Genomic DNA, 11,219 nt, shown 5'->3' on the forward strand with positions numbered 1-11,219 from the left:
CCGGTGGCGGGTGGGCCCGGGGCCGGGTGGGGTGGGGTGGGTTAGGGGGTGCGGATGGCGTCCAGGGCCAGCAGGGCGACGTGCAGGCTCAGGCAGGCTTCGACGGAGTCCAGGTCGACGTCGAGGATGCGCCCGATGCGGGCCAGCCGCTCGTAGAAGGCCGGCCTGGACAGGTGCGCCGCGGCGGCCGCCGCCGACTTGTTCCGGCCCTGTTCGAGGTACGCGCGTAGCGTGTCGAGCAACTGCTCCCGCGGGTGCTGCGCGTCGTACCCGAGCAGCGGGCCGAGTTCCCGCTCAACGAAGGTCTGCACCCGCGGCTCGTCGCGGAGCAGGTGCAGCAGCCCGGCGAGCCCGACGTGCGGCAGCCGAAAGATGGGCAGGTCACGACGGTCCCGCCGGGCCGCGTCGGCGATCTGCCGCGCCTCGATGAGTGAGCGTCGAGCCTCCCGGAGCCCACCCACCCCCGAGCCGGCCGCAATGATCACCGGAGACGGCGGAACCGGGACCGACGCGCGAACGCCCTGCCGGGGCAGGTCGCCCCGGGACGGCGCGTCGATCCGGGACGCCGCCTCCGACCGGGTGGCATCGCTCCGGCCCGGCGCGTCGGCACGGGCCGTACCGTCCTGGCGGGTCGCGGTCGATCCGTCGAGCCGGGCCCGGCGCAGCGCGGCGGCGAACGCGCCCAGCGCCCGCTCCTCGGCGGCGGCGTCCGGCAGGGCGACCAGCGCGCCGACCGCGTGGTCGTCGACCGCGCTGGACAGGGCAGCGAGCCGTGCCTCGCGCAGCGCGTGCTCCACCGCCTCGGCGAGGTCGCGCAACCGCGCCGGCGGCGTCGCCGGACCTGGTTCACCACCCGGGGTGCTGTCCCCCGCCGGGCCGTCGGCCCGGAACCGGATCATGATGCCGACCAGGTGTCTGCGGTCCAGCGTCACACCGAGCGCCTTGGCCCGCAGCGCCACCTCATCCACCGGCCAGGAGTGGTCGAGGAGCGCCGTGAGCAGCGTGCGATGCATCTGCCGTTCCAGCCCTTCGGCGTCCCGGCGGATCAACCGGCCCAAAGCCAGTGTGGAGGCGGCCCGCTCGACCAGGATCGTGAGCCGGGTCGGCGGGACGATCTGCGGCGACCGGCGCCCGAGGTGGGTGTCCGGGCCTGCGGCGGGCCTACGCGGGCGTACGGCGGCGGGGTCACCCCCGGCCGGCCAGCGCAACAGCAGACGGCCCCAGTCCTGCCCGCGGGCCCCGACCTCGGTGACCAGCCAGCCGCTGTCCGCGTCGTACGCGGTCCGCCCGGCCGGCCGGATCCGCCGCGAGTGCTGCTCCCAGCCGTCGAGCAGCAGCTCGGCGCTCTCCCCCGCCGGGTCGTACGCGAGCACCTGCCGGGAAAGGTTCTCCAGCACCACCGGGCAGCCGGAGAGCTCCGCCGCCTGCCGGATCACCTCGCCCGGCCCGGCGCCCTCGACCGACAGCTCGGTGAACCGCTGGTGGATCTCCTCGGTGGCCCGCAGCTCGGTGAGCTGGGCATCCACGATCAGCCCGTGCACCGCTTCCGTGATCCGCACGAACGGGGTGGCCCGCCGCAGCTCCGCCAGGGGCAGTCCGCGGCGTTCGGCGGCGGCCGCCATCACCCGGGGCACCCCGCTGACGTACCGGCGGCCCAGCTCGACGACCAGGCCGGACACGCCCACGTCGGCCAGGTCGCCGATGAACGCGCGCAGGCCCGCGTCGTCGGCGGGCAGGCCGATCCCGGTGGTGAGCACCAGTTCACCGCCGCCGAGCAGGGAAGCGATGTCCGGCACCTCGGCCGCGTGCACCCAACGGACCAGCCGGTCGAGTCCGGCCTCGCCCGCCACCAGGCGCGGCGCGCCGTGGCGGACCGGGTCGAGGGCGAGAACCTCACGGACGGTAGGGAACACGGGCGTCACGCTACCGTCCGTGACTCCCGTGGCGGAAACCGGCGCGGCCGCCCCGGCCCGATTCGGGCACGGCCGGCCGAAGACCGGGCAGCTTACGGGTGCCCGCGGGGGCACACTCGGTTTGTTTCGGACCGATCCGGGTTCGGGTCGGAGGCCGCGCGGTAGCGACAGCGCGTAGCCCAGCCAGGAAGCGCCTACCGAAACCTCGGGGAGCGGACGACAACCCGTCCGGGCGGGCGGGCCGGCGGTCTACCGCTGCAGTCCGAGGTAGCTCCAGCGCACGCCCGCCCGGCCGTGCGGATCCTCCAGTTCGCTGGAGTGCACGACAGTCAGCCCGTGGCCGGCGGCCGACTCGATCGTCTCCGACGCCGAGACCTCGAACATGCGTCGGCCCGCCGGAATGGGCCCGTGCCGTAGCGACAGCACCACGCGGCCACCCGGGACGAGCATGCCTGCCAGCGTTCCCGTGGCGAGTGATCGCGGCGGTGCGTCCAGATGCATCCGGACCGCCGTCAGCAGGATCGGGTCAAACGGCCGGTCGCGTCCTCAGCTCGGGCAACGCGTCGTCGAACCACTCGACGGCGCGGTCGGCGTGGATCCGCTGGCCGCGCCGATGAAGTCCCGCGACCGGCTCGGCCGCGAAGACGCGATGTCCCAGGCCGGCGAGCGCGGCCGCGTCGCGCCCGCTGCCCGCGCCGATGTCCAGAACCGTACTGGGGCGGGAGGGGAACAGGTGGAGCATGTCGCGGTGGACCTCCGCGAACGACACGCTCTCGTACTGGTCGGCGAGCGCATCGGCGGCTTCGGCGTAACCGGCGGTACTGGCGAGGCCACCAAGATCAAGCACGCGCGGAGATTACGCCCGCCGCTACAGCGGGTCCTCGCGGCCCAGTTCCCAGAACGCCACCGCCGCGGCGGCGGCGACGTTCAAGGAGTCCACCCCACGGCGCATCGGGAGTACCACCCGCACGTCGCTGGCATTCTGCGCCGCCGCGGTCAGGCCAGGACCTTCCGCCCCCAGGAGCAGGGCCGCCCGCCGACGCTGCGCCGGCGTCAGCAGCTGGATCGGTACGGCGTCCGGGGCCGGCGTCATGGCGAGCACGGTGAAGCCGGCCTCCCGGATCTGGTCCAGGCCGGCGGGCCACTGCTCGAACTTGGCGTACGGCACCGCGAACACCTCACCCATGCTGACCCGCACGCTGCGCCGGTAGAGCGGGTCGGCGCAGGTCGGCGAGAGCAGCACCGCGTCGACACCCAGGGCGGCGGCACCCCTGAAGATCGCGCCGAGGTTGGTGTGGTTGTTCACGTCCTCGAGGATCACCACTCGGCGGGCCTCCGCGAGCACCTCGGCCACCGTGGGCAGCGGCCGGCGTCGGAAGGACGCGAGCACGCCCCGGTGTACGTGGAAGCCGGTGGCCTTCTCCAGCACGTCCTGGCTCGCCGCGTAGACCGGCGCCTCCCCGGTGTCCAGGTCGGCGAGCTGATCGACCCGCTTGGCGTCGACCAGGTACGACCGCGCCGGATAGCCCGCCCGCAGCGCCCTGCGCAGCACCAGCTCGCCCTCGGCGATGAACAGTCCGTGCGGGGGCTCCCAGCGGGTACGCAGCTCGACGTCGGTCAGCGCACGATAGTCGGCGATCCGCTCGTCGTCAGGGTCGGTGATCTCGTGAACGGGCACCCGACGATTCTGCCGGACGCGCGACCGACGATGCTCGTCAGGAATGCGCGCTGAGCCGGCCAACAGGTGGGCGCGACGTTGGGCAGTGGCGAGCAGGGCGCGGGCGGGAGCGCTGAGTTGATGGTCGGCCGACGCGGCGAGCGAAACCTGGAAGATCGGAGCGTGCTGCCGGATCGGGATGAGCCGAACGTTCGCCCCCGGCTCCAGCACCAGCGGCGGCGTGATCGCCACGGCCAGCCGGCACCGCACGAGATCGACGAGACTGCCGACGTCGGCGACCTCGTACCGGACGACGCGCTCGAGCCCGAGAGCCGCGAACGCCCGGTCCGTCGCGATGCGGCTCCCCCAGCCTTCCGGGCCGTCGGCGAAGGTCTCGTCGGTCAACTCGCACAGCTCGACGTCGGAACGCCCGGCGAACCGGTGGTCGGGGGCGCAGCAGAGCTGCATGACCTGGGTGTCGATCGGAGTAAGGTGCAGGCCGCCGGCGTCCGGGCGGGGCAACGCGAGGTAGGCCAGGTCCAGCCGGCCGCTGCGGAGGTCGGCGGCGTGCTGCTGGCTCGGCCCGACCTGCAGCTCGACTCTGACGTCGGGGTATTCGTCCCGGAAGTCGGCGAGCAGCTGCGCCACGTTGACCGCGGGAGCGCGCTGCGCCAGCATCACGCCGAGTCGCACGGTTCCGCGCAGGCCGCCCCGGAGCTGGTCGACGACCTCGCGCAGTCCGTCTGCGGCGGCGAGCGTACGTCGCGCCTCCGGCAGCAGCACCCGCCCGGCGCAGGTCAGCTCGACCCGGTGCGTCGTCCGCTCGAAGAGGGTGACACCGAGTTCACGTTCGAGGTTGCGGACGGTGGCCGAGACCGCCGACTGCACCACCCGCAACCGGTCGGCGGCCTTGGTGAAGCTACCCTCCTCGGCCACGGTCGCGAAGGTGACCAGGTGCCGGAGTTCCATGTCGCCTGTTTATCACTCGAGAAGATGATCGATAGCAGCAATCGTCGTCGCGGATGGCGACCACCACAGGACAGGATCGGCGGGAGACGTACCACTGACCAACAGAATCGGATGATCTACCAGAAATGACCTCCGCAACGTTGGCTGCGCGGCCAGCAGCCTCCGCGAATCGCCACGGCATCGGCTTCTGGGCCATCGCGTTCGCCTACCTCGCGGTGATGGCGCTGGGCACCATACCCTCGCCGCTGTACCCGATCTACCAGCAGCGGGACGGCTTCTCGACGTTCACCATCACCATCGTCTTCGCCGCGTACGCCGCTGGTGTGGTGGTCAGCCTCTTCCTCGCTGGGCACGTATCGGACTGGCACGGACGGCGACGGATCCTCGTCCCCGCACTGGTGCTCAGCCTGGCCAGCGCAGCGGTCTTCCTGCTCTGGCCGGAGCTGCCCGGCCTGCTCGTGGCCCGGGTGCTCAACGGGCTCTCCGTCGGTGTGGCAACCGCCACCGCGACCGCCTGGCTGGCCGAACTGCACGCCGCCCACCGCCCACACGCCGGGCCGCGCCGGGCCCAGGTGGTGGCCATCGCCGTGAACCTGGGTGGACTCGGCATCGGCACGCTGCTCGCCGGTCTGCTCGCCGAGTGGGCGCCGAACCCGCTGCGGCTGCCCTACGTGGTCATCCTGGTGGCGCTCGCGCTGGCGCTGGTCGGCGTGCTGCTCTCACCGGACGCGCGGTCGCTGCCGGACCCGAGGCCCCGGTACCGTCCGCAGCGGGTGGCCGTGCCCGCCGCCGCCCGTCCGCGCTACTACGCCGCGGCGGCCGGCGCGTTCCTCGCCTTCGGCGGTCTGGGCCTGTTCACCGGCCTGACCAGCACCTTCCTGGCCGTCATCATGCACCACCCGTCCCGCGCGCTGGCCGGGGTGAGCATCTTCCTGATCTGCGCAGCGGGTGCGGTGATGCAGATCGCCACGCCGGGCTGGTCGCTGCGCCGGAGCGTCGCGGTCGGGATGGTGCTCCTGGTGGGCGGCTTGATCCTGGCGGTCGTGGCCGCCTGGCTCGACACCCCCAACCTCGCGTTGTTCATCGTCGGTGCGGTGGTCAGCGGCGCCGGCGCTGGTCTCATCTTCAAGGGGGTGCTCGGCACCACCGCCGCCATCTCCACCCCCGAAGGGCGGGCCGAGGCCCTCGCCGGCATCTTCCTCTCCGGCTACCTGGGCCTGTCGATCCCAGTGATCGGCCTCGGAATCGCCCTGCGTCAGGTCGGCCCGCGTGCCGGTCTGCTCGGCTTCGCCGTCTTCATCACGCTCGGCATCGTCGGCGCCGCCCGCTGGCTGCTCGGGGACTCCGACCGGTCCGGCTCGGCGCGGCCGACGGCCGCCGGGCGTCGCGGCTGACGACGTCCCGCCACAACGGGACGGCACGATCGAGAGGATGGACGTGAGCGAATCGAGCGCCGCCGGGACGGGCTACATCCACGGCTACGCGGCGGCAGAGCAGCAGCGCCTGATACGGCAGGCCGAGATCTGGAAGGACCGACTCATCCTGGACGGCACGGTTCTGGCCGGCGGAACCCGCCTGCTCGAGGTGGGCTGCGGTGCGGGCGCGGTGCTGCGCATCCTGGGCGAGTCGTTCCCGGACGTACACCTCAACGGCATCGACAACTCGCCCGCCCAGATCGAGTTCGCTCGCGACCATCTCGCGGCCCATGGCGTACGCGCGGACCTCAACGTGGCCGACGCCCGCAACCTCCCGTACGAGACCGCCTCGTTCGACCACGTCTGGATGATGTGGGTGCTGGAACACATGACGGAGGACGACGCGAAGGCAGCCCTCCGCGAGGCGCGAAGGGTCCTCGCGCCCGGCGGAAGGATCACCGTGATCGAGGCCGACTACGCGACCATCAAGGTGGGGCCGTCGACTCCCGCGGTGACGTCGGTGCTCTCGGCGGTGGTGGCAGCGATGCGCGCGTTCGGGCAGAGCGACGCGGGTATGCAACTGTGGGGTTGGTTGGATGAGGTCGGTTTCTCGGACATCGATCCCGGCGAGCGCCTGCTGACGTTCCGAGGCACCGAGATGACCGGGATAGCCCACTATTTCGCCGATGCGGTGGAGGCCACGATCAACAATCCGGCGCTGTCCAGCGCCGAAGAAGCGATCCTTCGCCAGGGCGTGCGGGAGCTACGGGGACCCGGGCCCGGATCGTGGCTGCGTGCCGTGGTCCACAAGGCGCAGGCCTCGGCAGGTTCTCGGGACTGACGCCGGTCCCGCCGACGGGAACAGCACGGCACGACTTCACCGCGCGCTGGTCACGGCCGCGCCGGTGCGCGCGGATCGCTCCGCCCGCACCGGCGTGCTCGCCGCACTCACGCGGCGCGCTGGTAGCTGAGCAGCACCGAGCGGGAGTCGAAGGTACGGGTCTCCGTCAGCCGCAACCCGAGCCGCTCGGCGTCGAGGAAGACCGGTTGGCCACCGCCGAGCACCACCGGGTGTACGACGATCTGGTACTCGTCGACCAGGCCGAGCGCGGTCAGCGCCGACGCGAGCTTCGAACCGCCGGTGAGCAGCAGGTCCCCACCCGGCTCCTCCTTGAGCGCCGTGATCTCGGCCGCCAGGTCGCCCCGGCCGACCACGCGTTCGCCCTCGGCCACCTCGGTGAGCGTCCGGGAGACCACGACGTGCGGGGTCTTCCGCCAGACGGGGGCGAAGGCGAGGTCGTGCGGGTGCTTCGAGATCGACTCCACCCGGGGCCAGTAGGACGACATCAGCTCCCAGACCTTGCGGCCGTAGAGGAAGGCGCCGGACCGCGTGCAGAGCCGCATGGAGTACGCCGAGAGCTCCGGCCCCATCTCCGGCCAGTCGAACTCGCCGTTCGGGCCCTGGATGTAGCCGTCGACGGACTGGTGCACCCAGTAGACGATCTTGCGCATGGCGATTGCTCCTCCGGTGCGGTACGCCCCCACTGGGCGTCCCTCACCCGATCGTCGGAGCCGACCGACTGGATCCGACACGACGGCCCGGACAATCCCCAAGATTTTTTTGGGAGCTGTGTGAAGGACACGGCGCGCCGGTCAGCCGCGGCGGCCCAACAGGCGACCCAGCAACGACCGGTCGTCGGCGGGGCCACGCTGGTCGTTCGGGCGTGGCTGCACCTGCGGCCGTTCCACCGGCCGACGTGGGTCACCGACCAGTGCATGGCTGGGAGCCGCGAAAGCCTTCTCCGGCTCTCCCTTGACGGCGGTCGCGATCACCTGGGCCACCGCGTCGATCACCCTGGTCTGCACCGCCGACCCGACCGAGTTGGTCGGGTCGTCCGGGTTGGCGGCGATGCCCGCGACAGCGACCTGCGGGGTGAAGCCCACGAAGGTCTCGGTCGCGTTCTCCTCCGAGCTACCCGTCTTGCCGGCGACCGGGCGGCCGGCGAGGATCCCGTTCACAGCGGTGGCCGTACCACCGTTGCACTGCCCGAACGCCGACTGCTGGCCGACCGGGCAACGCGCGGCGTCCGTCGCGGCCCGGGCCACGTCGGCGTCCAGCACCCGCTTGCAGGACGGATCGGCGACCGCGACCTTGGTGCCGTTCGGCGCGGTCACCGAGTTGACCGGCAGTGGCTTGCAGTACATGCCCTCCGAAGCCACCGTGGCGTACGCGTTGGCCAGGTCGAGCGGGGTGGTCGCGGCGACGCCGAGGGTAAAGGACCCCCAGTTGGCCGCGTTGTCCTTGGCGAACTTGGCGTCCGCGTCGGCCCGGAAGGTGATGCCGAGCCGCTGCGCCATCTCGACAACCTTGTCCTGCCCGACCTGCTCGGCCAGCCACACGAAGTACGTGTTGACCGAGCGGCCGAAGCCGTCCCACATCATCCGGTAGCCGTCCATGAAGGCCGGGTTGGCGTTGGCCGGGCACCAGTGGCCGCCGCAGTTGCCCGGCCCGTTGTCCGGGTAGCGGGTGGGCAGCTTCGCGGGCGCGTCGAAACCGGTGGAGAGTGTCTTGCCCGACTCCAGCGCGGCGAGCATCGTGAAGAGCTTGAACGTCGACCCGGCCTGGTAGCCGTCGACGCCACCCCCGCCGGAGATCAGCGGGTTGACGGTGTTCGGGTAGTTCTCCTGCCCCTTCGGGTTCGCGGCGAGGCTGTAGTGCCGGTTGACCGCCATCGCCAGCACCCGACCGGTGCCCGGCTCGACCGCGGCGATCGGCAGCGCGTTCTTGTTGTCGTACCCGTACACCTCGGTGGCCTGCTTCTGGGCGGCCGACTGGATCTTCGGGTCGAGCGAGGTGACGACGGTGTAGCCGCCCCGGCGCAGCGCCTGCTCCCGCTCCTCGGTGGTCGCACCGAACGCCGGCTGGGTCAGCCACCAGCGGCGCAGGTAGTCGCAGAAGAAGCCCCAGTCGTCGTGCCCCGGCGCGGTCGCCGTGCAGCCGTTGGCCTGGGCGGTCGGGTGCAGGACGAGCTTCTCGGCCTTGGCCTGGGCCGCCTGCGTGGCCGTGATCGCCCCGGTCTGCACCATCGAGTCGAGTACGTACGAGCGGCGCGCCAGCGCCTGGTCCTGGTCACCGTCGATCGGGCTGTACGCGTCCGGCGACTGCACGAGACCGGCGAGCAGAGCCGCCTCGGCGAGGGTCAGCTGCGCGGGCTCCTTGCCGAAGTACCGCTGGCTGGCGGCGGCGATGCCGTACGCCCCGGATCCGAAGTACGCGATGTTCAGGTACCGGTTGAGGATCTCGTCCTTACTGAGGGACTTCTCCAACGCCGAGGCGTACCGGATCTCCTGGATCTTGCGGCCCACGGTCGGGTCGGTGGCCGCCTGCCGCTCCTCCGCCGTGCGGGTCGGGTCCGTCTTCAGCACGTTGCGGACGTACTGCATAGTAAGCGTGGAGCCGCCCTGTTCGGTGCCGCCGCCCTTCACGTTCGCCACCACCGCACGGAACAGGCCGCGCAGATCGGCGCCGCCGTGCTCGTAGAACCGTCGGTCCTCGGCCGCCACGATCGCCTGCCGCATCACCGGGGCGATCTCCGACAGCGGGACGTCGGTGCGGTTCACGTCGTAGAACGTGGTGATCAACGTCTTGCCGTCGTTCGCGTAGATGTAGGAGCGCTGCGGGGTGGCCGGGGTACGCAGGGCGTCCGGTAGCGCGGCGTACGCCCCGAGCGCCGACCGGGTGACAAGCCCGAACAGCAGGTTGCCGGGGAGTACGGCCACCGCGAGGACAAGGCCGGCTAGCGCTCCGGCGAGGAGCACGGTGAACAGCCTCGAGAGCGGTGAACGGAGAGGGGCCATGGTCCCCAGGATTGCCACGAAAGCCATCAACCGACCACCCCGCGGGCCGGTTTGTCAGGAACTTCACCGCCCCTCCCCAGCAGCCTCCCACAATCAGCCGAAACCCCGCCCCCTCCCCCCGGCCCCCTCCCACCTCTCACCCCGGCCGACGCCGCGGGTGATCATGAAGTTGTTGCCCGCTCACCCGGCGTGTCCCCGCAATAACTTCATGATCATCGATCCGGAGCCAGCCCCGGAGCTGGAGCTGAGGGTGGGGTGGGGTGGGGTGGGGTGGGGTGGGTCAGGCCGGCGAGAGGGGGCCGCCGGGAGTGGCCGGGGGCGGGGTCGCGGTGGCGACGCTCGCCGAGGCGGCGTCACGGACGATCTCGCGCGGCACGAGCCGGCCCGAGCGGTACCCGATGCCGATTCCGGCAATCAGCACGAAGATCGCCCCGAACGTCTGCAATGAGCCGACCAGCGCGCCGCCGAGGCCGAGCAGCGGCGCGGCGATCATCAGCATCACCCCGTCGCCCATGCTGAACGCGCCGGACCGGGCCACCGCCCAGCCGGTGAGGAACCAGCCGACGCTGTAGCAGGTCGCCCCGACCAGCACCAGCATCCGGGCGGTGGTACCGAAAACGGGCGTCTGCTCCTCGAGTCCGGCGAACGGGAGCAGCAACACGGTGCCGGCGATGCTCACGAGCAGTCCCGCCGCGGCGGCCTTGCGGCTGCGGGTCGCGGCGAGGAGCCCGGTGAGGGCCAACAGGGCGAGCAGACCCAACCAGACCGCGGCCACCCAGCCGACCAGATAGAGCGGCCGACCGTCGGCCGGGTACGGATCGTTGCCCACCCCGCCGTCGCTGGCCATCGCGACCGCGCCGTACAAGACGGCGTACGCGGGCAGCAGCCACACCGCGGCGCGGGCGAACCGGCGTACCGACCAGGCCCAGCTCGCGTTGGTCGCCGGCCCCGCCGAGGTCGGCTCACCGACGAAGGGCAGTACCCCGAACCCACCGCCCGTACGCCGGGTGCCGAGCGGTCCGGTCGGGTCGTGTGCTCCGCTCACCGGGGCCGACGACCATATCCGCTTCGCCGGATCATTCATGCGTCACCTCGCTCCTCACGAGCGGTGCGGAACGCCGGGGCGCCCCGATGCCTGGTCACCACCCGTCCTCCGACCGATCGTGGCAGCGTTCCGAGCAGGAATGAGGAGCTTTCGCGTTATTCCCAACCCGCCGCCCCAACGCCACAACAATCGGCCCCCTCGCCGGCCCGGGCGCGGCCCGTCCGGGGATCGGAACGCGGAGAGGCCCACGCCAGGAACCGCGCCTGGGCCGGACACGGGGTTGACGCCGGACACGGGGTTGAGGTCGGACACGGAAGGTCGTGCGGAAGCGGCGGCCCGCGCAACGGCGACCAAGCCCGGAT

9 protein-coding genes and 1 pseudogene are annotated in these 11,219 nt (G+C 72.0%); 2 read left to right on the forward strand and 8 right to left on the reverse strand.

Annotation, left to right across the window (positions count from 1 at the left end):
* Window positions 1-41: 41 nt before the first annotated feature.
* From ABZS42_RS11870 to ABZS42_RS11890, 5 genes and pseudogenes are all read right to left on the reverse strand, one after another.
* Window positions 42-1,922 carry a PucR family transcriptional regulator gene (locus ABZS42_RS11870; RefSeq protein ID WP_355144315.1) on the reverse strand — a complete coding sequence of 627 codons (1,881 nt, stop codon included), beginning with the start codon at window positions 1,920-1,922 and terminating at the stop codon, window positions 42-44.
* Between the two features lie 240 nt (window positions 1,923-2,162).
* A complete protein-coding gene (locus ABZS42_RS11875) occupies window positions 2,163-2,363 on the reverse strand; it encodes a hypothetical protein (RefSeq protein ID WP_355144317.1) in 201 nt (66 codons plus the stop codon).
* Window positions 2,364-2,439: 76 nt separating this feature from the next.
* Window positions 2,440-2,760 (reverse strand): hypothetical protein, encoded by a 321-nt coding sequence (locus ABZS42_RS11880; protein WP_355144319.1) that lies wholly within the window; start codon window positions 2,758-2,760, stop codon window positions 2,440-2,442.
* Window positions 2,761-2,781: 21 nt separating this feature from the next.
* Window positions 2,782-3,654 carry an RNA methyltransferase gene (locus ABZS42_RS11885; protein ID WP_355144494.1) on the reverse strand — a complete coding sequence of 291 codons (873 nt, stop codon included), beginning with the start codon at window positions 3,652-3,654 and terminating at the stop codon, window positions 2,782-2,784.
* Window positions 3,655-3,675: 21 nt separating this feature from the next.
* Window positions 3,676-4,539, reverse strand: a pseudogene (locus ABZS42_RS11890) (LysR substrate-binding domain-containing protein); the annotation flags it as partial.
* Between the two features lie 125 nt (window positions 4,540-4,664).
* Here ABZS42_RS11890 and ABZS42_RS11895 point away from each other — a divergent pair.
* Together ABZS42_RS11895 and ABZS42_RS11900 are read left to right on the forward strand one after the other, a co-directional pair.
* Complete coding sequence (locus ABZS42_RS11895; RefSeq protein WP_355144321.1) at window positions 4,665-5,933, forward strand: MFS transporter; 1,269 nt, start codon at window positions 4,665-4,667, stop codon at window positions 5,931-5,933.
* A gap of 43 nt (window positions 5,934-5,976) precedes the next feature.
* On the forward strand, window positions 5,977-6,795 hold the full coding sequence (locus ABZS42_RS11900; RefSeq protein WP_355144323.1) for a class I SAM-dependent methyltransferase: 819 nt from the start codon (window positions 5,977-5,979) through the stop codon (window positions 6,793-6,795).
* Between the two features lie 107 nt (window positions 6,796-6,902).
* Here ABZS42_RS11900 and ABZS42_RS11905 read toward each other — a convergent pair whose 3' ends face one another.
* From ABZS42_RS11905 to ABZS42_RS11915, 3 genes are all read right to left on the reverse strand, one after another.
* Window positions 6,903-7,466, reverse strand: a complete 564-nt coding sequence (locus ABZS42_RS11905) for a dihydrofolate reductase family protein (RefSeq protein ID WP_355144325.1) — start codon at window positions 7,464-7,466, stop codon at window positions 6,903-6,905.
* A 141-nt stretch (window positions 7,467-7,607) separates the two neighbouring features.
* On the reverse strand, window positions 7,608-9,812 hold the full coding sequence (locus ABZS42_RS11910) for a transglycosylase domain-containing protein (protein WP_355144327.1): 2,205 nt from the start codon (window positions 9,810-9,812) through the stop codon (window positions 7,608-7,610).
* Window positions 9,813-10,092: 280 nt separating this feature from the next.
* Window positions 10,093-10,896, reverse strand: coding sequence for a hypothetical protein (locus tag ABZS42_RS11915; RefSeq protein WP_355144329.1), 804 nt, complete (start codon window positions 10,894-10,896; stop codon window positions 10,093-10,095).
* Window positions 10,897-11,219 lie beyond the last annotated feature (323 nt).

It is taken from the genome of Micromonospora sp. NPDC005367, assembly GCF_040606825.1.
In the GTDB taxonomy this organism is placed as follows: Bacteria; Actinomycetota; Actinomycetes; order Mycobacteriales; family Micromonosporaceae; genus Micromonospora.

Coding starts and splice junctions, on each gene's coding strand:
- ABZS42_RS11910 (WP_355144327.1), bottom strand. CDS start 9,812: ATGGCCCCTCTCCGTTCACCGCTCTCGAGGCTGTTCACCGTGCTCCTC.
- ABZS42_RS11895 (WP_355144321.1), top strand. CDS start 4,665: ATGACCTCCGCAACGTTGGCTGCGCGGCCAGCAGCCTCCGCGAATCGC.
- ABZS42_RS11905 (WP_355144325.1), bottom strand. CDS start 7,466: ATGCGCAAGATCGTCTACTGGGTGCACCAGTCCGTCGACGGCTACATC.
- ABZS42_RS11915 (WP_355144329.1), bottom strand. CDS start 10,896: ATGAATGATCCGGCGAAGCGGATATGGTCGTCGGCCCCGGTGAGCGGA.
- ABZS42_RS11875 (WP_355144317.1), bottom strand. CDS start 2,363: ATGCTCGTCCCGGGTGGCCGCGTGGTGCTGTCGCTACGGCACGGGCCC.